Source organism: Pseudomonas sp. GL-R-26 (assembly GCF_019947365.1).
In the GTDB taxonomy this organism is placed as follows: Bacteria; Pseudomonadota; Gammaproteobacteria; order Pseudomonadales; family Pseudomonadaceae; genus Aquipseudomonas.
Genome location: NZ_JAGYGI010000026.1, coordinates 69,387 through 90,643 on the forward strand (window position 1 = coordinate 69,387; position 21,257 = coordinate 90,643).

Sequence of the window (21,257 nt, forward strand, 5' to 3'; positions counted from 1 at the left end):
TCCAACAAACACTGAGACTCCAGCATGGCCTTCAACAGCATCGAAGAAATCATCGAAGATTACCGCCTCGGCAAAATGGTCCTGCTGGTCGACGACGAAGACCGGGAAAACGAAGGCGACCTGTTGCTGGCCGCCGACTGCTGCACGCCCGAGGCGATCAGCTTCATGGCCCGTGAAGCCCGGGGCCTGATCTGCCTGACCTTGACCGACGAACACTGCAAACGCCTGGGCCTGGAGCAGATGGTGCCGAGCAACGGCAGCGTGTTCAGCACCGCCTTCACCGTGTCCATCGAGGCCGCCGTCGGCGTGACCACCGGTATCTCCGCAGCAGATCGCGCCTGCACCGTGGCCGCTGCCGTCGCCGCCCATGCCGGCCCCGCCGACATCGTGCAACCCGGCCATATCTTCCCGTTGCGCGCCCGGGAAGGTGGCGTGCTGACCCGCGCCGGCCATACCGAAGCCGGCTGCGACCTGGCACGCCTGGCCGGCCATACGCCCGCCTCGGTGATCGTCGAAGTGATGAACGACGACGGCACCATGGCCCGGCGCCCGGACCTGGAAGTGTTCGCGCGCAAGCACGGGATCAAGATCGGCACCATCGCCGACCTGATCCACTATCGCCTGAGCACCGAGCACACCATCGTGCGCATCGGTGAGCGTGACCTGCCGACGGTGCACGGCACCTTTCGTCTGATCACCTTTGAGGATCGCATCGAAGGCGGTGTCCACATGGCCATGGTCATGGGCGATCTGCGCCGCGAGCAACCGACACTGGTGCGCGTGCATGTGATCGACCCATTGCGCGACCTGGTCGGCGCCGAATACAGCGGGCCGACCAACTGGACGCTGTGGGCCGCCTTGCAGCGTGTCGCCGCCGAAGGCCACGGCGTGGTGGTGGTACTGGCCAATCACGAATCCTCCCAGGCGTTGCTCGAGCGGGTACCGCAATTGACCCAGCCGCCCCGGCAGTTCAGCCGTTCGCAGTCACGGATTTATTCGGAAGTGGGCACCGGTGCGCAGATCCTGCAGAACCTGGGTGTCGGCAAGCTTCGTCACCTCGGGCCGCCGCTGAAGTATGCGGGCTTGACCGGGTATGACCTGGAGGTGGTGGAGAGTATTCCATTCACCGAGTGATTCCGAGTTTCCTCCAATGTAGGGGCTTGCCTGTGGCGAGGGAGCTTGCTCCCGTTGGACTGCGCAGCAGTCCTTTTTGGGGCCGCTCCGCGACCCAGCGGGAGCAAGCTCCCTCGCCACAGTCATGCTCACTTGAGCAACAAAATATTCACTTTCGGCTGATAGCCGGTACGGCAAAGTGCTTGCACAAAGTTTGGAATACCATAATATGATATTCCATAGACCGGACAGTCAGCACTGACTCGCCGGACCTACTGCTCCCGATAGGCGGGCACAAAAGCCCCGCTCATAAACACAACAATGAGGGCGTGAAAATGGTGTTGAACAAACGTGCGACCGCAGTTCTTTTTGCGGGACTGCTGAGCGTGACCAGCCAGGCATTGCTGGCGGCTGAAAGCGTCAACTTCGTCAGTTGGGGCGGCAGCACCCAGGATGCGCAGAAGCAGGCCTGGGCCGACCCGTTCAGCAAGGCCAGCGGCATCACCGTGGTGCAGGATGGTCCGACCGACTACGGCAAGCTCAAGGCCATGGTCGAAAGCGGCAACGTGCAGTGGGACGTGGTCGACGTCGAAGCCGACTTCGCCCTGCGCGCCGCCTCCGAAGGCTTGCTCGAACCCCTCGATTTCAAAGTCATTGATCGCGACAAGATCGACCCGCGCTTCGTCAGCGACCACGGCGTCGGCTCGTTCTTCTTCTCCTTCGTCCTCGGCTACAACGAAGGCAAGCTCGGCGCCAACAAGCCTCAGGACTGGTCCGCGCTGTTCGACACCAAAACCTACCCCGGCAAACGCGCCCTGTACAAATGGCCAAGCCCTGGCGTGCTGGAACTGGCACTGCTGGCCGACGGTGTAGCAGCGGACAAGCTCTACCCGCTGGACCTGGACCGCGCCTTCAAAAAGCTCGACACCATCAAGAAAGACATCGTCTGGTGGGGCGGCGGCGCGCAGTCGCAGCAGCTGCTGGCCTCCGGTGAAGCGAGCATGGGCCAGTTCTGGAACGGCCGGATCCACGCCCTGCAAGAAGACGGCGCCCCAGTCGGCGTAAGCTGGAAGCAGAACCTGGTCATGGCCGACATTCTGGTCATTCCAAAAGGCTCGAAGAACAAGGACGCGGCGATGAAGTTCCTGGCCAACGCCAGCAGTGCCAAGGGCCAGGCGGACTTCTCCAACCTGACCGCCTACGCCCCGGTCAACGTCGACAGCGTGCAGCGCCTGGACTCGGTGCTGGCCCCTAACCTGCCGACCGCTTACGCAAAGGATCAGATCACTCTTGATTTCGCGTACTGGGCCAAGAACGGTCCGGCCATCGCGACACGGTGGAACGAATGGCTGGTCAAATGAAAATGACGGCAACCGCGTCTCGTCCATCCACTGCCACCGGGAGCGCCACTGGCGCTGCCGGTTCGGCGCCTGCCAAGGCAGCTGTGATGACGCAATCTCCTTCCCTGGCGCAGCGCTGGCGTGGCGCGAGCAACCTGGTGCCCGCCCTGCTGTTTCTTGGCCTGTTCTTTCTGGCGCCATTGATTGGCCTGCTGCTGCGCGGCGTGCTGGAACCGGTGCCGGGCCTGGGCAACTACGAACAACTGTTCGCCAACTCGGCCTATGCCCGGGTGTTGCTCAACACCTTCTCGGTGGCTGGCCTGGTGACCCTGTTCAGCCTGTTGCTGGGCTTCCCGCTGGCTTGGGCGATCACCCTGGTACCCCGTGGCTGGGGTCGCTGGATCCTCAGCATCGTGCTGCTGTCGATGTGGACCAGCCTGCTCGCCCGCACCTACTCCTGGCTGGTGCTGCTGCAAGCCTCCGGGGTGATCAACAAGGCGTTGATGGCCATGGGCATCATCGATCAACCGCTGGAGATGGTGCACAACCTCACCGGCGTGGTGATCGGCATGAGCTACATCATGATCCCGTTCATCGTGCTGCCGTTGCAGGCGACCATGCAGGCCATCGACCCGATGATTTTGCAGGCCGGTTCGATCTGCGGCGCGAGCCCCTGGACCAACTTCTTCCGGGTGTTCCTGCCGCTGTGCCGGCCGGGACTGTTCTCCGGCGGCCTGATGGTGTTCGTGATGTCCCTCGGTTACTACGTGACCCCCGCACTGCTGGGCGGTGCGCAGAACATGATGCTGCCCGAGTTCATCATTCAGCAGGTGCAGTCGTTCCTCAACTGGGGCCTGGCCAGCGCCGGTGCCGCGTTGCTGATCGTGATCACGCTGGTGTTGTTCTACTTCTACCTGAAGCTCCAGCCGGAATCCCCGGTTGGCGCCAGCAACGCGAGGTAAGCCGTCATGCTCCTGACCCCCAATGCCATGAGCCGGCGCATGCGCTTCGGCCTGTACGCCACCACCGGGCTGATCGGTCTGTTCCTGCTGCTGCCGATCGTGTTCATCGTGCTGCTGTCGTTCGGATCGTCGCAATGGCTGGTGTTCCCGCCACCGGGCTGGACGCTGAAATGGTACGGCCAGTTCTTCTCCAATGCCGACTGGATGAACGCGGCCATGGCCAGCCTCAAGGTCGCGGTGCTGACTACGTTCTTCGCCGTCGCTTTGGGCCTGCCAACCGCGTTCGCCCTGGTGCGTGGCCGCTTCCCCGGCCGGGAAATGCTCTACGGCCTGTTCACCCTGCCGATGATCGTGCCGCTGGTAATCATCGCCGTGGCGGTGTACGCGCTGTTCCTGAAACTGGGTTACACCGGGACCATGTTCGCCTTCGTGGTCAGCCATGTGATCGTCGCGTTGCCGTTCACCATCATCTCGATCATCAACTCGCTGAAGCTGTTCGATCAGTCGATCGAGGATGCGGCGGTGATCTGCGGCGCCTCGCGCCTGCAAGCGGTGTTCAAGGTGACCTTCCCGGCGATCCGTCCGGGCATGGTGGCCGGCGCCCTCTTCGCCTTCCTCGTCTCGTGGGATGAAGTGGTGCTGAGCGTGATGATGGCCAGCCCGACCCTGCAAACCCTTCCCGTGAAAATGTGGACCACCCTGCGCCAGGACCTGACGCCCGTGATCGCCGTCGCTTCGACGCTGCTGATCGGCCTCTCGGTATTGGTCATGGTGATCGCCGCCGCTCTGCGCCGGCGCAACGAAATCAGCGCTTGAGCGCCAGGAGTACGACATGAGTGCAGTGATCAAAGATTCCGCGCAGCAAAATGACAAACCCCTGGTCAGCCTGCGTAACCTGAACAAGCATTACGGCGACTTTGCCGCCGTGGACAACATCTCGCTGGACATCAAGGACGGCGAATTCCTCACCTTCCTCGGCTCCAGCGGCTCGGGCAAAAGCACCACGCTGTCGATGCTGGCCGGTTTCGAAACCCCGAGCAGCGGCGAGATCCTGGTCAACGGCCAGTCGCTGGTGAACGTGCCGCCGCACAAACGCGACATCGGCATGGTGTTCCAGCGCTACTCGCTGTTCCCGCACCTTTCGGTACGCGACAACATCGCGTTCCCGTTGGCCATCCGCAAACTGGCCGCCGCCGAGCGCGAGCGCCGGGTCGATGCGATGCTCAAGCTGGTGCAGCTTGAGCAATTCGCCCATCGCCGCCCTTCGCAACTCTCCGGTGGCCAGCAGCAACGGGTCGCCATTGCCCGGGCGCTGGTCTATGAGCCGCGCATCCTGCTGATGGACGAACCCCTCGGTGCCCTAGACAAGAAACTGCGCGAAGACTTGCAGGATGAACTGCGCCAGCTGCATCGGCGCCTGGGCATCACCATCGTCTACGTGACCCACGATCAGGAAGAAGCCATGCGCCTGTCCCAGCGCATCGCGATTTTCAGTCACGGCAAGATCGTCGGCCTCGGCAGTGGTTATGACCTGTACCAGAATCCGCCGAACGCCTTTGTCGCCTCGTTCCTCGGCAACTCGAACTTCCTCAAGCTCAAGGCCCAGGGTAATGCGGTGGCTGTGTTTGAAGGCCAGGCACTGTCGATTCGCCTGACCGCCAGCCTGCAAACCGATCAGGACGTGCTGCTGATGGTGCGTCCGGAAAAAGCCCTGGCCCTGAGCAATGAACAAGCCCTTGCCGAACCGCTGGCCGCCGGCTGGAACGAAGTCTCGGCCAAGGTCGTGGAAGTGTTGTTTCTCGGCGAAAGCCAGACCTGCAGCGTGGTCACCGCCGGTGGCACCTCGATGACGGTCAAGGCGCTGTCCGCCGCCGGCATGCCGCTCAAGGCCGGCGACCCGGTGCGAGTGCGCTGGGCCACCGCCGATGCCTGCGTGTACACCGAATGGGCCGAAAGCGACCTGAACAAGGCCGCCGGCGCTCACTGATCCATTGGCCTGCGCACGCGGGCCACTATAATGAGTCACCCTCGGGCCACCACAACGTCGGGTTGTGGTGGCCTTTTTTCTGTCACCTGTAAGATAAATTGGACAACGGATTCCTAAAATCCCGGTTTAATGCTAAATAGTGCTCAGTATTTTTAACACCCGACCCTGTCGTGCCACACAGTGCAACGAGAATAACGATATGAAAGTCCATTTCGAGAAAAGTGAAGTGTTTGGGACCCTCCACCTGCAAGCGGCGGTGGCAGCATGATCGAAGTTACCGAAGTTTCCATTGCCGAGCTGCGCGCCGCGCTCGAATCCGGCCAGACCACCTCGGTTGAACTGGTCCAGGCTTATCTCGCGCGGATCGACGCCTATGACGGCCCCGAAACGCCTACCGCATTGAACGCCGTCGTGGTTCGCAACCCCGAGGCGCTCGCCGAAGCGCAAGCGTCCGACGCCCGTCGCGCCAAGGGCCAGACCCTGGGAGCACTGGACGGTATCCCTTACACCGCCAAGGACAGCTATCTGGTCAAGGGCCTCACCGCCGCTTCTGGTAGCCCGGCCTTCAAGGACCTGGTCGCCTATCGCGACGCGTTCACCATCGAACGCCTGCGTGCCGCCGGGGCCATCTGCCTGGGCAAGACCAACATGCCGCCGATGGCCAACGGCGGGATGCAGCGCGGCGTCTACGGCCGCGCCGAGAGCCCGTACAACGCTGACTACCTCACCGCCCCATTCGCCTCCGGTTCGTCGAACGGCGCGGGTACTGCCACTGCCGCGAGTTTCGCGGCCTTCGGCCTGGCGGAAGAAACCTGGTCGAGCGGTCGTGGCCCGGCCTCGAACAATGGCTTGTGTGCCTACACCCCTTCACGCGGGGTGATCTCGGTGCGGGGCAACTGGCCGTTGACCCCGACCATGGACGTGGTTGTGCCGTTCGCCCGGACCATGGCTGACCTGCTGGAAGTGCTCGACGTGGTAGTGGCCGATGACCCGGACACCCGTGGCGACCTGTGGCGCCTGCAACCCTGGGTGCCGATCCCGAGCTCGTCCTTGGTGCGCCCCAAATCCTACGCCGCACTGGCCGCCAACAGCGAAGCGCTCAAAGGCAAGAAGTTCGGCATTCCACGCATGTACATCAACGCCGACCCTGAAGCCGGCACTTCCGAAGCACCGGGCATCGGTGGGCCGACTGGCCAACGCATCAACACCCGTCCTTCGGTGATCGGGCTCTGGGAACAGGCGCGCAAGGCCCTCGAAGCCGCGGGCGCCGAAGTGCTCGAAGTGGACTTCCCGCTGGTCTCCAATTGCGAGGGCGATCGTCCTGGCGCGCCGACCGTGTTCAATCGCGGCATCGTTTCCAAGGAATTTTTACACCATGAACTGTGGGACCTGACTGCCTGGGCCTTCGATGATTTCCTGCAGGCCAATAGTGATCCGAAACTGAATCGTCTGGTGGATGTCGACGGCCCGCAGATCTTCCCTCACGACCCGGGCACCCTGCCCAACCGCGAGGGCGACCTGGTTGCCGGCATGGACGAATACGTGCGCATGGCCGAACGCGGCATCACCCCGTGGGACCAGATCAGCACGATGCCGGACGGCCTGCGCGGACTGGAAAAAACCCGCAAGATCGATCTGGAAGACTGGATGGATCGCCTGGGCCTCGACGCGGTGCTGTTCCCGACGGTCGCCGATGTGGGCCCGGCAAATGCCGATGTCGATCCGCAATCGGCGGATATCGCCTGGAGCAACGGCGTGTGGGTCGCCAACGGCAACCTCGCCATCCGCCACCTGGGCGTGCCAACGGTCACCGTGCCGATGGGCGTGATGCCGGACATCGGCATGCCGGTCGGCCTGACGTTTGCCGGGCGCGCCTATGACGACTCGTCGCTGCTGCACCTGGCGTCGGCGTTCGAATCGACCGGGAACAAACGCATGATCCCACCGCGTACCCCGCCATTGGTCGCTGACAAGCGCTAACCGGTAAGACCGTGGCGGCTCACTCGAGCCGCCATGGCTGGCAAATCAGGGATCAACCTGGGCCATCAGTTCCGGAATCGATTCCGGTCGGTTGGCATAACGCTGCGCCAACATCGCACAGACCATCAGTTGAATCTGGTGGAACAGCATCAATGGCAAGATCAGCAAGCCAATGGTGCTACCGGCAAACAACACCTGCGCCATCGGCACCCCGGTCGCCAGGCTTTTCTTCGAACCGCAGAAGAGAATGGTGATGCGGTCTTCCTGGTTGAAACCGAATGCCTTGCCCAGTACGGTCGAGGCCACCAGCACCAGCGCCAGGACCACGCAGCACGCCACCACCAGCCCAACCAGATCCAGCAACGGAATCTGGTGCCAGAGGCCTTCGATTACCGCCTCGCTGAACGCGCCGTAGACCACCAGCAGAATCGAACCCTGATCGACGAACTTCAACCAGCTCTTGTTGCGCGCCACCCAATTTCCGATCCAGCGCCGCGCGATTTGCCCGACAATGAACGGCAGCAGCAACTGCACGCTGATCTTGAGGATGGCGTCGAGAGTCGAGGAGCCTTCGCCGTGCACGTTCAGCAGCAGGGTCACCAGCAACGGCGTGAGGAAAACCCCGAACAGGCTGGACGCCGCCGCGCTGCAAATCGCCGCCGGGATGTTGCCCCGCGCCAGCGAAGTAAAGGCAATCGCCGACTGCACCGTGGCAGGCAGCGCGCACAGGTAAAGCATGCCCATGTACAGGTCATTGCCGATCAGCGGCGACAGCAGCGGCTTGAGCGCCAGGCCGAGCAGCGGGAACAGCACGAAGGTCAGGCTGAACACCAGCAAATGCAGGCGCCAGTGTCCGGCACCGGCAATGATCGATTCGCGGGACAGCTTGGCGCCATGCAGGAAAAACAGCAGCGCGATGGCGATGTTGGTCAGCCAGCCAAAACCGACCGCGACCTGGCCGCTGGCGGGCAGCAGGCTGGCGAGCGTCACTACGCCGATCAGGGTCAGGGTGAAGTTGTCGGGTAACAGACGGGGGCGAGTCATGGGGTTGATCATCCGGGGGTTGCCAGTACGTGAAAGCGACTCTAACGTGACTGGGAATTACCGACTAACGCCGATGAGCCAGCTGATGCCGCCTAAAGGACATGACAAGAGTGTTCGACGCAGTATTCCCGGGCTGTCCAGCCTGCCACGACCGCTCTACGGCCGTACCGAATCGCTGCCCAATCGCGCCCTGACCCGGCGCCACAGCCACCCGTGGGTGCAGCTTTCTTATGCAATTCAGGGCGTACTCGAAATACAGACCGGCGTCGGGCGTTTCGTCGCCCCACCAGAGCGGGCGGTGTGGATACCGGCGGGCATGCCGCACCGGGTGTTCAGCTCGCCGCGCACGGAAATGCGCAGCCTTTACATCGATTGCAGCGTTTCGACATGGGCGCCGCCCGGCTGTCATGTGTTGGGGGTCAGCGATCTGTTGCGCGAGTTGATTCGTGCCTTCAGTCAGATACCGGTGGAATACGATCAGGACGGTCCGCACGGTCGGTTGGCCCAGGTGATTCTGGATCAATTGGCGCAGGCGCCGCAGATCGATTTGATGCTGCCCCTGCCCCAGGACAGCCGATTACGGCAAATCGCGCAGAGCCTGGAGTCGCACCCGGAGCAACAGACCACCCTCAGTCACTGGAGCGACCAATTCGGGGTCACCGAGAAAACCCTCAGTCGCCTGTTCCTGCGCGACACCGGCCTGACCTTTCGCGCCTGGCGCCAGCGCTTGCGCCTGCTCGGCGCCCTGACGCCACTGGAACAGGGCGAGCGCGTGACCGACGTCGCGCTGTCCTGTGGCTACGACTCGACGTCGGCGTTTATCGCTGCCTTCCGCCAGCAGTTCGGCGAGACACCGGGGGAGTTTTTTCGCTGAGCCCAGCACAGAACAAACTGTAGGAGCGAGCCTGCTCGCGATGGCGGTAGGTCAGTCGACACATTCATTGCCTGTCAGACCGCTATCGCGAGCAGGCTCGCTCCTACAGGGATCTCACACAATCTCTCGGTGTTACTGATCGGACTTGATGCTGGTCCAGACCCGCGTACGCACCCGCTCAAGCTTTTGCGGCAATGGCTGCACGACGTACAGCGTCTTCAAGGCCTCGCTGGTCGGTGTCAGGTTCGGGTTGCCGGTGATGTCCTTGTCGATCAGCGCCAGCGAGTCCTTGTTGGCATTCGGGTAACCGAGGAAGTCGCTGATTGGCGCGATGACTTTCGGGTCCAGCAGGTTGTTGAGGAACTCGTGGGCCTCAGCAACGTTCTTCGCGCTTTTCGGGATGGCGAAGGTGTCGAACCAGATCGGCGCGCCCTCTTTCGGCAGGCGCCAGTCAACGACCACACCGTTGCCCGCCTCTTTGGCGCGATTGCCGAATTGATAGAAGCTGCCGGAGTAACCGATGGCCACGCAGATATCGCCGTTGGCGATGTCGGTCATGTACTTGGCGGAGTTGAAGTAGGTGACGTAAGGGCGAACCTTGAGCATCAGCGCCTTGGCTTTTTCGTAGTCATCCGGGTTCTGGCTGTTCGGGTCCAGGCCCAGGTAATGCAGGGCCAGCGGCAGGATCTCCGACGGCGAGTCGAGCATGGCGACGCCACAGGCCTTGAGCTTCTCCATGTTCTCGGGCTTGAACACCAGGTCCCAGCTGTCCACCGGCGCATTCTCGCCCAGCGCCGCCTTGACCTTGGCCGGGTTGAAGCCGATCAGCACGGTGCCGTACATGTAGGGCACGCCGTACTGGTTGCCCGGGTCGTTCTTGTCCAGCAGCTTGAGCAATGCAGGGTCCTGGTGCGACCAGTTCGGCAGCTTGGACTTGTCGAGTTTCTGGAACACGCCCGCCTTGATCTGGGTTTCGATGAACTGGTTCGACGGCACCACCAGGTCGTAACCGGAGTTACCGGTGAGCAACTTGGCCTCCAGGGACTCGTTGGTGTCGAAGGTGTCCCAAGTCACCTTGATCCCGGTGTCCTTGGCGAAATCCTTGGGCACGGACGGCAGGATGTAGTCCGCCCAGTTGTACACCCGCAATTCGTGCTGTTCGGCGTGCACCGCGCTGGCCAGCAGCGACAGTCCGCAAACGGTGGCGCCCAGTATGCGTTTCATTGAGTCCATGGATCATTTCCCCAAGTGTGGCGTGAGTTCGATGGTTTTTATGTTCTGTACACGGCAGCGGCCTTGAAAATAGCCAAGGGCAAGGAAGTGAAGCGTTTGGTTGTGGTTTTCATCCTGGGTGGCCGACTCAGCCACCCGCGTCTGATTCTTGCTGACGGCGTCGCGGGTTCACAGCGTGAGGCAGGCCAAAAGGAGACCGAAATGGCCAAAATACCTGTCCGCATTGATCAGCGGCGCGAGGCACTTCACCAAGGGTTAGTCCAAACAGCCGATGCCCGGGCAGTCTCCTTGCTGCTTATTGCGCATCACACCAATAACAAGATCGCGAGGCTTCGATGCGTGCTCCACTCCTGCTTGCCCTGCCCCTGCTCGGCCTGCTCAGTGCCTGTTCCGAACCCTATGACCCACAACCGCTGGCCAGCACGGGCAATGCCACTGCATTGATCGGTAGCGCCGCTGTCGCACGACCGCTGAGCGGCGCCGTGCCTGCCAACCCCTTCATGGCCAGCAACGGCAGCAGCTACATGCATGCCGATGGCTACAGTTCCGACACGCACCCCGGCCCCGGTCCATTGGGCGGCGACATGCAAGTGAGCAGCCGTGACGGCAGTCGCAAACCCGGCGGCATGTGCCCGATTCATACCTTCGACCAGCAGGGTCGCCTGGTGGTGCTGTGCGCCAACCTGATGCAGTTCGAACTGCAACTGCTGGAACCGCGTACTCTCAAGCTGCTGGCCCGCTACCCGCTGCCGCCGCGTCCGTCGACTTTCCACGCGCTGATTACCCTGGACCCGGACAAGATCATGGCGGACACCTCCGGCGCCTATTTCTATGTCGACGAACAGAATCGCGTGGTCATCGCCGATGCCGAGCAGCACATCCAGCGCGTCGTGCATCGTCAGGATGAATCCGGTGCGTGGTCGTTCGAAGAGGTCGACAACTGGGACCTGAGCGATAAGGTTCCCCACGATTGTGTGCGCCCTACTTCCTGGTTTCCCAAGGGCGAATGCGACCCTATCACCGGGGTCATGCCCGATCACCAGGGCTTGATCTGGTGGATCACCCGGCGTGGCCGTATCGGCACCCTGAATCCCGACACCGGCAAGGTTCAGGGCATTCAACTGGCCAACGAAGAAATCCAGAACGGCATGTCGGTGGCGGTCGACGGTGTCTATCTGGTGTCTGATCACGCCATGTACCGCTTCGCCGCCGATGCCGAGGGCAAGCCCGTGCAAGACTGGCGCGAAGTGTACGACCGTGGCACCGGGCGCAAGGTCGGGGCGATCAATCAGGGCAGCGGTACCACCCCGACCCTGCTGGGCGAGCGCTACGTCACCATCACCGACAACAGCGACGGGCGCATCAACCTGCTGGTCTACCGTCGCGAACAGGACTACGCCGGCAATCGCCTGATCTGCAAGCTGCCGGTGTTCGACAACAATGCCTCGGCCACCGACAACTCGGCCATCAGCTGGGGTCGCTCGATCATCCTCGAGAACAACGCCGGCTACACCAGCGCCTTCGCGCAGAAGGACTGGCAGGCCGTGCACGGCGGCATCAGTCGCATCGATATCCGCACTGATGAGTCGGGCTGCGACCGGATCTGGGAATCGAAGGAGCGTTCGCCATCGGTGGTTCCCAAACTCTCGGTGAGCAACGGCCTTTTGTACTTCTACACCTTCGAGCCGCAGCCCGACGGCGAAAACGCCTGGTACCTGACGGCGCTGGATTTCGACAGCGGCAAGACCCGATTCAAGGCGCTGAGCGGGGTCGGTCAGGCCTTCGACAACAACTGGTCGCCGATCACACTTGCACCGGATGGAACGGCCTATGTCGGGACTTTCGGTGGGTTGGTTGCGCTTTGGGACAAGGGTGTGAATGCGGCGAAGGAGCAGCCGCAGTTGAGCAAGAAGTAGCAACCGTGAAGTGAGCCGGGCCGAAAATAGACCCGGCCCTGTCGAACAACACTACACCTGTGGCGAGGGAGCTTGCTCCCGCTGGGCCGCGAAGCGGCCCCAACGCACGCCATCTCAACTCAGTCAGAACGGGTTGTCCGGATAGCGACTGCTGCGCAGCCGAGCGGGAGCAAGCTCCCTCGCCACAATCAACCGTCTGTTCTATCGCTTTGCTCACCTACAACAACGACAAGGTGTAATTGATGATGAACCGGTTCTGATCCACATTGCGCCCGGCATCGGTATTGGACTTGGCGTTACGCAGTGTGAACCCCACCCCCTTGAACGTGCCTGACTGCAACACATAGTCAAGGGTCATGTCGCGCTCCCACTCTGACTGGTCACTGGCGTTTTGCGCCTTGATGTCCGTGCCCTTCAGATACACGATCGAGGCTTTCAGGCCCGGCACGCCCAAGGGCGCGAAGTCGTAGGTGTATTGCCCGAAATTGGTCTGCTCGCCGGCCCGGGCAAAGTTCTGGATCATCTTGTCGGTGGGCAGGTAGACACTGCCGCCGCCCGCCCCCTTGTCCACCAGGCTGCCCTGGTTGGGCTGGACAAAGTTGCTGCCATCGCCCACCCGTTGATGCCCCACCGACACCGCGTGCCCGCCATGGGTGTAGGTGACCATCGCAGCCCAGGTGCTGTTGTCGATTTCACCGTCGTTGTCGTCGGTGTAGCCCGACACCCGATAACCTTGCGCGCGGCCGGAGGCAGAGCTGTTGGCACCGCTCGAGGTGGTGCGGAAGTAGCGCAGGTCGGTGGTCAGTGAGCTTGCGCTGTCGATGGACAGGATGTGCGTCAGGCCGAGAAAGTTCTGGTTGTAGAAGTCTTCCAGCTGCGCGAAGTAGTACTGGGTCTTAAGCGTTTTGGTGAGGTTGTAGTCACCGCCGGCGTAGTAAAACTTGTTGCTGTCCTGCGTGCTGCCGGCGACCGACAAGCCTGTGCGGTCCGTCGAGGCGCGCCCTACCGCGTGCTCCAGTACACCGCTGGTCAACGTCAGACCATCGATGTCGTTCGAGGTAACCTGCGCTCCGGTAAACGATTGCGGCAACACACGGGCATCGTTCGCCAGCAGGATCGGCAACTTCGGCAGCAAGGTGCCGTAGCGAAATTCAGTTTTGGATACCCGCATCTTCGCCGTAGGGCCGAAGCTGCTCCAGGCGTCGGCCGCGCCGTCACCGTCGGAAGGAATCATGCCGCTACCGACGTGACGCCCCGCTCCGCTGTCCAGTGTGATGCCGAGCAATGCCTGAGCATCGAGCCCGAACCCCACCGCGCCCTGCGTAAACCCGGACTCATAGCGCAACACGAAACCCTGGGCCGCTTCTTCAGTTTTCGAAGGGACAGCGCTGCCATCGCGATTGTCGCTGTTGAAGTACAGGGTGCGCATCGAAAGGCTGGCCTTGCTGTCTTCCAGAAAACCATGACCTGCGGTGTCAGCCGCCTGTGCGCACACCGAAGTGGTGGCCAGCAGGACTGCGGTGGGAATCGCTCGTTTGAACATAGGGTGCTCCTGGGTGTTTCTTATCGTTATTTGAAGGTTTCACCGCCAGGCAGGCCCCGATTGCCGCCCACGCAACAGCGCTCAATACGGACGCAAAAACAGGCGCGCTCGCTGAGTGACATGAGTCATCGGACGTTCGAGGTGAGGGTTGACTGGCTGGCTTGTGAAACTCTTAAAACATTTCGAGAGGCTATTATCAAACGCGGTGAAAGTAGTTTTCGTACAGGGATAAGCCTTGTCGCGCAGGGGTATGGACGATCACTGTTTTTGTATATCGGTGCGGCGGATTTTCATCATACTGACATCATCGGCGGTGTTCGGTGACTGCTTGCATGTCCCAACAAGAGCAATGACCCATGAACGATCAAATCGAACTGTACGGCGCGAACACCGGCAACAGCCTGCGGGCAGCGATTGCCCTGGAAGAGTCGGGCATCGCCTACACCGCACGCAGGCTCGACCTGTACGCACAGGAACACCGTGGCCCGGCCTTCCTGGCGCTTAACCCGGCCGGGAAAGTCCCGACCCTGATCGATCACGGGCCAACGCCGATGCTGGTCATCAACCAGTCCAACGCCATCATCCAGTACGCCGATTCCATTGCACCCGGAAGGCTGGCACCGGCGCAGCCGGGACCTGCACGCACCCGGGTGATCGACCGCTATTTCTTTTTCGTCACCGATGTCATCGCCCCCAGCCATGCCGCCTTTTTCCTGCACCAGGCGGGGCAGGACAAGGCAGCGGCGATCATCGATCTGCGGGTGATCGAGCAACTGACTTACGCGGAAAGTTTTCTGACTGCCGACTTCATGGCTGGAGAGCAGTTCTCCATGGCCGACATTTCGGCGTTCACCATCGTCACAGCGTTCCGTGATCGACTGGAATGGCAAGAGCTTCCGCAACTTTCGCGCTGGTTTGACTCGGTCGAAGCCAGGCCGGCGGTACAACGCGGTCTGAATGCGTTCAAGCATTCCTGAGCGGTTGCCGAAAACAAAAATGCCCAACAAAGCGCCGACCATGTGCCCGAGGGCAATCGCCAGCAAACCCCAGAACAGGTTGAGGTGGAACACCTGGACCACCATGGCGCCGGTGACGATGGGCAGTGGCGCGATGTTGGTGCTGAACCACAGGGTGAACAGATCGCGGGCCTTCCCGTGGCGCTCTGCGAGTGGAACGTAGTCGACCGTGTGGTTCTCGATGAACGGATCTTGCCGGGACATCTGGGACATGTGCATGAACTCGAGTTTGTCTGTTCTTATCTTTGTATGAAGCCAAACCGGGGGGACTCTCTGGCCGCCCCTCAGATGCCGACCATATTATGGTATTCCAAACGTCAAACAAGACCGATCCGGTCTTTGAACAAGCATCTGAGCCGGCATCCTGCCCGAACCGCGCCAGCGCTGGCTAGCTTAAAGCCCCGTAATCATTGGGTTTCAGACGAAAACATTACGTTTATCAGTTCACCTAAAAAGACCTTGCAATCGATGTATTACGGTATACCATCAGACCTACAAATACATAAAAACGCGTCACACCACCCGAGGACCGTCCAATGATCGATGCCGCCATCTACAAACAAGTCATGGGTTCGTTCCCGTCCGGAGTGACCGTGATCACCACCTTGGATGACGATGGGCAAATCGTCGGCCTGACCGCCAGCGCCTTCAGTTCGCTGTCGATGGACCCGGCCCTGGTGCTGTTCTGCCCCAACTACAGCTCCGATTCCTACCCGGTCCTGATCAAGAACAAACGTTTTGCCATCCACGTGCTGTCCGGCGGCCAGCAGAACGAAGCCTATGCCTTCGCGCGCAAAGGCAAGGACAAGGCCCAGGGGATCGAGTGGACGCTGAGCGAGCTGGGCAACCCGATTCTGGCCAACGCCACGGCGGTCATCGAATGTGAACTGTGGCGCGAATATGAAGGCGGCGACCACGCCATCATGGTCGGCGCGGTGAAAAACCTGATCGTGCCCAACCAGAATGCCGGCCCGCTGGTGTATTGCCACGGCAAGATGGGTGCCCTGCCCGTTCTGGCCTGAAGCGATCACATGACAGCCACAAGTCAGTCGGCGCTTGATCGACCTTTTACTGACTGAGATCCGGACTGTTCGTCAGAATATATTTTTCTACAATTTAGTATTATGGTATACCAACAACCAGCAGGCCCGCAGTCGACAGGCCAACAACAAAAGATCCGAGGTAAGCGTCATGAAGTTTTCCCTGTTCGTACACATGGAACGTTGGGACGAAAGCGTCAGCCACCGCCAGTTGTTCGAAGACCTGACCGAACTGACGCTGATGGCCGAGGCCGGTGGTTTCAGCACCGTGTGGATCGGCGAACACCACTCCATGGAGTACACCATCTCGCCAAGCCCGATGCCGCTGCTGGCTTATCTGGCGGGCAAGACCACCACTATTCACCTGGGCGCCGGCACCATCATCGCGCCGTTCTGGCATCCGCTGCGGGTGGCCGGTGAATGCGCGTTGCTCGACGTGATCAGCAACGGGCGCATGGAAGTCGGCCTGGCCCGTGGCGCCTACCAGATCGAGTTCGACCGCATGGCCGGCGGCATGCCGGCATCCTCCGGCGGTCAGGCGCTGCGGGAAATGGTCCCGGTGGTGCGTGCCCTGTGGAACGGCGACTACGCCCATGACGGCGACATCTGGAAATTCCCGACCTCCACCAGCGTGCCCAAGCCGATCCAGCAGCCGAACCCGCCGATGTGGATCGCCGCCCGCGACCCGGACTCGCACAACTTCGCCGTGGCCAACGGCTGCAACGTCATGGTCACGCCGCTGATGAAAGGCGACGAGGAAGTCCTCGACCTGAAGAACAAATTCCAGGCCGCGCTGGACAACAACCCTGGCGTGCCGCGCCCGCAACTGATGGTGCTGCGTCACACCCACGTGCACACCGCCGACGATCCGCAAGGCTGGGAAGTCGGGGCCAAGGCGATCTCCAGGTTCTACCGCACCTTCGATGCCTGGTTCGGCAACAAGACCACCCCGGTCAACGGCTTCCTCGCGCCGAGCCCGGAAGAGAAATTCGCCGGTCGCCCTGAGTTCGAGCTGGAAAGCCTGCACAAGACCGCCATGATCGGCACCCCGGAAGAAATCATTCCGCGCATCAAGTACTACCAGGAACTGGGGGTCGACGAATTCAGCTTCTGGTGCGATAACAGCCTGCCCCACGCGGAGAAGAAAAAATCCCTGGAGCTGTTCATCAAGCACGTAGTGCCTGCGTTCCGGTAGGAGCGAACTCGCTCGCGATGGACGCCAACGATAACGCGCGCCATCTGAATGACCGCGTTATCCAGAAGTTTTTCGCGAGCAGGCTCGCTCCCACAAGGGTCGATTCCAATGATGACTGGTCGCCTCCCATCACTCGCCCTTCCCTCCGGCGCCGCGCGGGCTTACCTGCGCGGTGAATGGACCGCTTCGCACCTGCATTTCAAGCGCCTGCGCGCCAGCGTTTCGGCCAAGCAGAACGGCTTCTGGCAAACGGTTCACTGAGCCCACCCGAACAGCCAATCACGCACCCCGCGTCTCGCCATTGCATGGCGCGTACGGTGCTTTGTGTTTCGCCTTTGATCAGGTTTGCCCAATGAACAATAACAACGCGCTGTTGATCATCGACATGCAGCAGGAGGACGGTTTCGTCCTGGAAAACTTCGACAGGGTGGTCACCCATACCGCCGCCCTGCTCGATACCGCCCGCCGTCAGCGGATGCCTGTCATCTATACCCGCCACATCAATCAGGCCGACGGCAGTGACCTGCCCCGAGGCGAACCCCTGGCCGCCGACGGTGGCCCCGGCAGCTACCGCGCCGGCACCCGGCAAGTGGAAATCATCGAGTCGCTGACGCCGCAGCCCGGTGAATTGATCATCGACAAGGGCCGTTACAGTGCCTTTCACCGCACCGACCTCGATGCCCGACTCAAGGCAATGGAGGTCGACACACTGACCGTCTGTGGCGTGCTGACCGACGTCTGCGTGCTGACCAGCGTGTTCGATGCCTTCGCCCTGGGCTATCGCGTGCGCCTGGTCAGCGATGCCTGCACCACGACCACCGAGGCCGGGCATTACTCGGCCCTGCTGATCATGGCCAACTGGGTCTACGCGCTGGAAATCCTCACCACGACCGAGTGCCAGCGCGCCCTGGAGCACCGCGATTACATCAGCCTGATCCCCGAGCAACCGGACCTGTTTGCCCACCAGCCCCATGAGCTGCAAAGCACCATCGCCCGTCTGCAATCCCGTCTCGTCCGGACTCAGGAGTGATCGCCATGCAAGTCGAAAAAAGAAGCATCGATTTCATCCCCGAGACCGAACGCCACGGCAAGCCGGGTTCGCTGTTCTATATCTGGTTCGGCGCCAACATGAACATCACCACCATCGCCTCCGGCGTGTTGCCGGTGGTGATGGGGCTCAACCTGTTCTGGAGTGCGCTGGCGATCATCTTCGGCTCGTTGCTGGGGGCGATTTTCATGGCCTCGCACTCGGCCCAGGGACCGAAACTGGGCATTCCGCAAATGATCCAGAGCCGGGCGCAATTCGGCGTGTTGGGGGCGGTGTTGCCGCTGCTGTTCGTGATGCTGATCTACCTGGGTTTCTTCGTCAGCAACACCTTGCTCGCGGCCCAGGCGCTGGAGTCCGTCAGCCCGCTGCCGATGTCCGGCAATATCTACCTGATCGGCGCGTTGTGCTTCGTCGTCGCGCTCTATGGCTATCGGTTGATTCACCGCTTGCAGAAGCTGCTGTCGATTCTGTCGCTGGTGGTGTTCGTCGCCGCCACAGTGCTCGCCTTGCAGTTGCCGATCCCGGCCGAACAATGGCTGCCGACGGGCTTCTCGCTGTCGAAGTTCCTGGTGGCGGTGAGCATCGCCGTGACCTGGCAACTGTCCTACGCGCCTTACGTCGCCGATTATTCGCGCTACCTGCCAAGCAACACGCCGACCGCCCAGGTGTTCTGGTACAGCTACGCCGGCACGGTCAGCGGTGGTGCGTGGATGATGATTCTCGGGGCGATCCTGAGCGTCGGCATCGGCGACTTTTCCAGCAACGTCGGCGGGCATGTCGCCGGTCTGTTCGGCGCTGGCGCGGTGCTGCTGTTCGCCTTCATCGTCTACGGCCAGGTGTCGATCAACGTGTTCAACCTGTACGGCGCGTTCATGTCGACCATCACCGTGATCGAACCCTTCGCCCGGCTCAAGGTGACCCCGCGGGTACGCGGTGTGTTCATGCTGCTGATCAGCCTGGTGGCCACGGCCCTGTGCACCATCAGTCAGGACGACTTCATCAGCTTCTTCCTCAACTTCATCTTCTTCATGAGCTACTTCCTGATCCCGTGGACGGCGATCAATCTGGTGGACTACTACTGCCTGCGCAAAGGCCAGTACCGGATTGACGACATCTTCGACCTGAACGGGATCTACGGGCGGGTCAACTGGATCGCCTGCGGCAGTTTCCTGCTGGCGATTGCCCTGGAAATTCCGTTCATGAACACCACGCTGTACGTCGGCCCGGTGGCCACGGCGCTGGATGGGGTGGATCTGGCGTGGATCGTCGGGTTGCTGGTGCCGGCGTTGAGTTATTACTGGTTGATGAAGCTCGGCAAGCGGGCACTGGTGGCAGAGTCCGCCTAACGCCCCCCCCTGTAGGAGCTGGCTTGCCAGCGATGGCGGCTTGCCTGACACAGCGCATCGTCCGGTTCGCCAGCAAGCCGGCTCCTAAAGGTTTGGTCGATCTTTTGATATGTATAAACCGTGGTCGTGAACTTGGCGCCACATTGATCGCCATAAGCTGAAAGCAGAAGATCGTAGGGTCCTACGTAGGAGTGGCGTACTCCAGTGGAGTTACCGAAGGTTCGGGCCGCGTTCGGACGATATTTTTGATCCTCTACTCGGGCTCAACCCGAACGGATAGACGACATCGAAAGAAGCGCCACCGCTTAACATCGAACAGGTCGTAAACATCCCACAGACCAGGCGGGTCGACACCAAGACGCTTCCTACGTCACCACCAGAAACATCCTATATCAACCTTTTTTGCCTTCCTGAAAGCTGCCCAGCGTTTGAACGAGGGTGGCAACGAAGCCTCCCCGTCCGCTTCAAAAGCCAAGGGAGGCCTGATTTTGTCCAACACACCGCGCACCTTCTTCGACCACAGCCGCCACAAACTACAGATCGATGGCCTCGACACCCACCTCGACGTCCTCGCCTTCGAGGGCCATGAGTACCTCAGCCAACCCTACCTCTACCGCATCGAATTCACCGCCAGCGACCTCGACATCGGCGCGGAAAAATTCATCGGCCAGTACGCCGAGTTCAGCCTGTACGACGCACCGTCCAACGTGCCCGTGTTCTCTTGGGAAGTGCCCAAACCGCCCAAGCCCCTGCGCACCGTCTATGGCCGCATCACCGCCTGCCAGCGCCTGTCCGGCTCAATCGACGAAGCCCGCTACGAAGTCATCCTGCAACCGCGCCTGGCCCTGCTCGATCGCGGCCAGCAAACGCGGATCTATCAGCACCAGTCCGTGCCAGACATCGTCAAAAACATCCTGCGCGACCGCCATGGTCTGGACACCGGGCACTTTCGCTTCAACCTCAAGCGCGAGTACCCGCAGCGCGAACAGGTGATGCAGTACCAGGAAAGCGACCTGGCTTTCATCAGCCGGATCCTGGCCGAGGTCGGCATCTGGTACCGCTGCATCCAGCACGAAAAACTCGCCTTCGACGTCGTCGAGTTCTGCGACGACCAGCGCTGCTACCAGTTCGACGTCGAACTGCCGCTGCGCTCGCCGTCGGGCTTCAGCAACAGCGTCGAGGACAGCGTCTGGGCCCTGCAAACCCGGCATAAGGTGGTGGAACAGCAAGTTAGCGTGCGCGCCTATCACCCCGAGGACAGCCGCGCCTACCTCGACGGCGAGGTCGACCAGACCCTCGGCGAGCCCACCACCCACGGCGTGGCCACGACCCGCGGCGTCGCCGACAACACCTACGGCGAGGCCTACCACTACGCCGAACCCTACCGCGTGCTCGGCAAGTCCCACCTGCGCGACGAAGACCTGCAAAGCGAAAGCGGCTTTTTCTACGCGCGCCTGCGCCACGAACGCTACCTCAACAACCAGACCCACCTCAGCGGCACCAGCAGCAGCGCCACCCTGGCCCCGGGTCAGGTCCTGACCATCAGCGGCGACGCCCCCAAGGCCTTCGCCTCCCGGGTGGTGATCACAAAGATCACCACGCGCGCCGCCCGCGACCGCA

General features: G+C 61.5%; 18 protein-coding genes and 1 pseudogene. 15 read left to right on the plus strand and 4 right to left on the minus strand.

Annotated features, from left to right (window positions below; genetic code table 11):
• Positions 1-24 precede the first annotated feature (24 nt).
• From ribBA to KGA96_RS23275, 6 genes are all read left to right on the plus strand, one after another.
• Positions 25-1,134, plus strand: a complete 1,110-nt coding sequence (ribBA, locus tag KGA96_RS23250) for a bifunctional 3,4-dihydroxy-2-butanone-4-phosphate synthase/GTP cyclohydrolase II (protein WP_046043525.1) — start codon at positions 25-27, stop codon at positions 1,132-1,134.
• Positions 1,135-1,448: 314 nt separating this feature from the next.
• A complete protein-coding gene (locus KGA96_RS23255; protein WP_223515093.1) occupies positions 1,449-2,474 on the plus strand; it encodes an ABC transporter substrate-binding protein in 1,026 nt (341 codons plus the stop codon).
• Complete coding sequence (locus KGA96_RS23260; protein WP_046043523.1) at positions 2,471-3,415, plus strand: ABC transporter permease; 945 nt, start codon at positions 2,471-2,473, stop codon at positions 3,413-3,415. Before KGA96_RS23255 ends, KGA96_RS23260 begins: the two co-directional genes overlap by 4 nt.
• A gap of 6 nt (positions 3,416-3,421) precedes the next feature.
• Positions 3,422-4,231 carry an ABC transporter permease gene (locus tag KGA96_RS23265; RefSeq protein ID WP_007976227.1) on the plus strand — a complete coding sequence of 270 codons (810 nt, stop codon included), beginning with the start codon at positions 3,422-3,424 and terminating at the stop codon, positions 4,229-4,231.
• A 16-nt stretch (positions 4,232-4,247) separates the two neighbouring features.
• The gene (locus tag KGA96_RS23270; protein ID WP_223515096.1) at positions 4,248-5,402 is read left to right on the plus strand and encodes an ABC transporter ATP-binding protein; all 1,155 of its coding nucleotides are present in this window, start codon (positions 4,248-4,250) and stop codon (positions 5,400-5,402) included.
• 264 nt (positions 5,403-5,666) lie between these two features.
• Complete coding sequence (locus KGA96_RS23275) at positions 5,667-7,382, plus strand: amidase (protein WP_223515099.1); 1,716 nt, start codon at positions 5,667-5,669, stop codon at positions 7,380-7,382.
• A gap of 45 nt (positions 7,383-7,427) precedes the next feature.
• Here KGA96_RS23275 and KGA96_RS23280 read toward each other — a convergent pair whose 3' ends face one another.
• Positions 7,428-8,426, minus strand: coding sequence for a bile acid:sodium symporter family protein (locus KGA96_RS23280; RefSeq protein WP_223515101.1), 999 nt, complete (start codon positions 8,424-8,426; stop codon positions 7,428-7,430).
• An 85-nt stretch (positions 8,427-8,511) separates the two neighbouring features.
• Here KGA96_RS23280 and KGA96_RS23285 point away from each other — a divergent pair, with 85 nt between their 5' ends.
• Positions 8,512-9,300, plus strand: coding sequence for an AraC family transcriptional regulator (locus tag KGA96_RS23285; protein WP_223515104.1), 789 nt, complete (start codon positions 8,512-8,514; stop codon positions 9,298-9,300).
• Between the two features lie 132 nt (positions 9,301-9,432).
• Here the strand turns inward: KGA96_RS23285 and KGA96_RS23290 are convergent, their stop codons facing one another.
• A complete protein-coding gene (locus KGA96_RS23290) occupies positions 9,433-10,533 on the minus strand; it encodes a polyamine ABC transporter substrate-binding protein (RefSeq protein ID WP_046043520.1) in 1,101 nt (366 codons plus the stop codon).
• Between the two features lie 335 nt (positions 10,534-10,868).
• Here KGA96_RS23290 and KGA96_RS23295 point away from each other — a divergent pair, with 335 nt between their 5' ends.
• Positions 10,869-12,449, plus strand: a complete 1,581-nt coding sequence (locus KGA96_RS23295) for a hypothetical protein (RefSeq protein ID WP_223515106.1) — start codon at positions 10,869-10,871, stop codon at positions 12,447-12,449.
• 217 nt (positions 12,450-12,666) lie between these two features.
• Here KGA96_RS23295 and KGA96_RS23300 read toward each other — a convergent pair whose 3' ends face one another.
• Complete coding sequence (locus KGA96_RS23300; RefSeq protein ID WP_046043518.1) at positions 12,667-13,992, minus strand: OprD family porin; 1,326 nt, start codon at positions 13,990-13,992, stop codon at positions 12,667-12,669.
• A 356-nt stretch (positions 13,993-14,348) separates the two neighbouring features.
• Here KGA96_RS23300 and KGA96_RS23305 point away from each other — a divergent pair, with 356 nt between their 5' ends.
• Entirely contained in the window at positions 14,349-14,969 is a 621-nt protein-coding gene (locus KGA96_RS23305) for a glutathione S-transferase family protein (protein ID WP_046043517.1), read from the plus strand.
• Between the two features lie 32 nt (positions 14,970-15,001).
• Here the strand turns inward: KGA96_RS23305 and KGA96_RS23310 are convergent.
• Positions 15,002-15,221: pseudogene (locus KGA96_RS23310) on the minus strand (cytosine permease); the annotation flags it as partial.
• 323 nt (positions 15,222-15,544) lie between these two features.
• Between KGA96_RS23310 and KGA96_RS23315 the strand changes: the two are divergent.
• The 6 genes from KGA96_RS23315 to KGA96_RS23340 all read left to right on the plus strand — a co-directional run.
• The gene (locus KGA96_RS23315) at positions 15,545-16,030 is read left to right on the plus strand and encodes a flavin reductase family protein (protein ID WP_046043515.1); all 486 of its coding nucleotides are present in this window, start codon (positions 15,545-15,547) and stop codon (positions 16,028-16,030) included.
• 169 nt (positions 16,031-16,199) lie between these two features.
• Entirely contained in the window at positions 16,200-17,243 is a 1,044-nt protein-coding gene (locus tag KGA96_RS23320) for an LLM class flavin-dependent oxidoreductase (RefSeq protein WP_046043514.1), read from the plus strand.
• A 111-nt stretch (positions 17,244-17,354) separates the two neighbouring features.
• A complete protein-coding gene (locus KGA96_RS23325) occupies positions 17,355-17,504 on the plus strand; it encodes a hypothetical protein (RefSeq protein WP_185754863.1) in 150 nt (49 codons plus the stop codon).
• 91 nt (positions 17,505-17,595) lie between these two features.
• A complete protein-coding gene (locus tag KGA96_RS23330; protein ID WP_046043513.1) occupies positions 17,596-18,273 on the plus strand; it encodes an isochorismatase family cysteine hydrolase in 678 nt (225 codons plus the stop codon).
• A gap of 5 nt (positions 18,274-18,278) precedes the next feature.
• On the plus strand, positions 18,279-19,637 hold the full coding sequence (locus KGA96_RS23335) for a purine-cytosine permease family protein (RefSeq protein WP_223515107.1): 1,359 nt from the start codon (positions 18,279-18,281) through the stop codon (positions 19,635-19,637).
• Between the two features lie 488 nt (positions 19,638-20,125).
• On the plus strand, positions 20,126-21,257 hold a 1,132-nt coding region (locus tag KGA96_RS23340; protein WP_223515109.1), incomplete at its 3' end, for a type VI secretion system Vgr family protein.

Coding starts and splice junctions, on each gene's coding strand:
- KGA96_RS23280 (WP_223515101.1), bottom strand. CDS start 8,426: ATGACTCGCCCCCGTCTGTTACCCGACAACTTCACCCTGACCCTGATC.
- KGA96_RS23335 (WP_223515107.1), top strand. CDS start 18,279: ATGCAAGTCGAAAAAAGAAGCATCGATTTCATCCCCGAGACCGAACGC.
- KGA96_RS23255 (WP_223515093.1), top strand. CDS start 1,449: ATGGTGTTGAACAAACGTGCGACCGCAGTTCTTTTTGCGGGACTGCTG.
- KGA96_RS23305 (WP_046043517.1), top strand. CDS start 14,349: ATGAACGATCAAATCGAACTGTACGGCGCGAACACCGGCAACAGCCTG.
- KGA96_RS23270 (WP_223515096.1), top strand. CDS start 4,248: ATGAGTGCAGTGATCAAAGATTCCGCGCAGCAAAATGACAAACCCCTG.
- KGA96_RS23260 (WP_046043523.1), top strand. CDS start 2,471: ATGAAAATGACGGCAACCGCGTCTCGTCCATCCACTGCCACCGGGAGC.
- KGA96_RS23290 (WP_046043520.1), bottom strand. CDS start 10,533: ATGGACTCAATGAAACGCATACTGGGCGCCACCGTTTGCGGACTGTCG.
- KGA96_RS23285 (WP_223515104.1), top strand. CDS start 8,512: ATGCCGCCTAAAGGACATGACAAGAGTGTTCGACGCAGTATTCCCGGG.
- KGA96_RS23275 (WP_223515099.1), top strand. CDS start 5,667: ATGATCGAAGTTACCGAAGTTTCCATTGCCGAGCTGCGCGCCGCGCTC.
- KGA96_RS23325 (WP_185754863.1), top strand. CDS start 17,355: ATGACTGGTCGCCTCCCATCACTCGCCCTTCCCTCCGGCGCCGCGCGG.
- KGA96_RS23330 (WP_046043513.1), top strand. CDS start 17,596: ATGAACAATAACAACGCGCTGTTGATCATCGACATGCAGCAGGAGGAC.
- KGA96_RS23320 (WP_046043514.1), top strand. CDS start 16,200: ATGAAGTTTTCCCTGTTCGTACACATGGAACGTTGGGACGAAAGCGTC.
- KGA96_RS23295 (WP_223515106.1), top strand. CDS start 10,869: ATGCGTGCTCCACTCCTGCTTGCCCTGCCCCTGCTCGGCCTGCTCAGT.
- KGA96_RS23315 (WP_046043515.1), top strand. CDS start 15,545: ATGATCGATGCCGCCATCTACAAACAAGTCATGGGTTCGTTCCCGTCC.
- ribBA (WP_046043525.1), top strand. CDS start 25: ATGGCCTTCAACAGCATCGAAGAAATCATCGAAGATTACCGCCTCGGC.
- KGA96_RS23300 (WP_046043518.1), bottom strand. CDS start 13,992: ATGTTCAAACGAGCGATTCCCACCGCAGTCCTGCTGGCCACCACTTCG.
- KGA96_RS23265 (WP_007976227.1), top strand. CDS start 3,422: ATGCTCCTGACCCCCAATGCCATGAGCCGGCGCATGCGCTTCGGCCTG.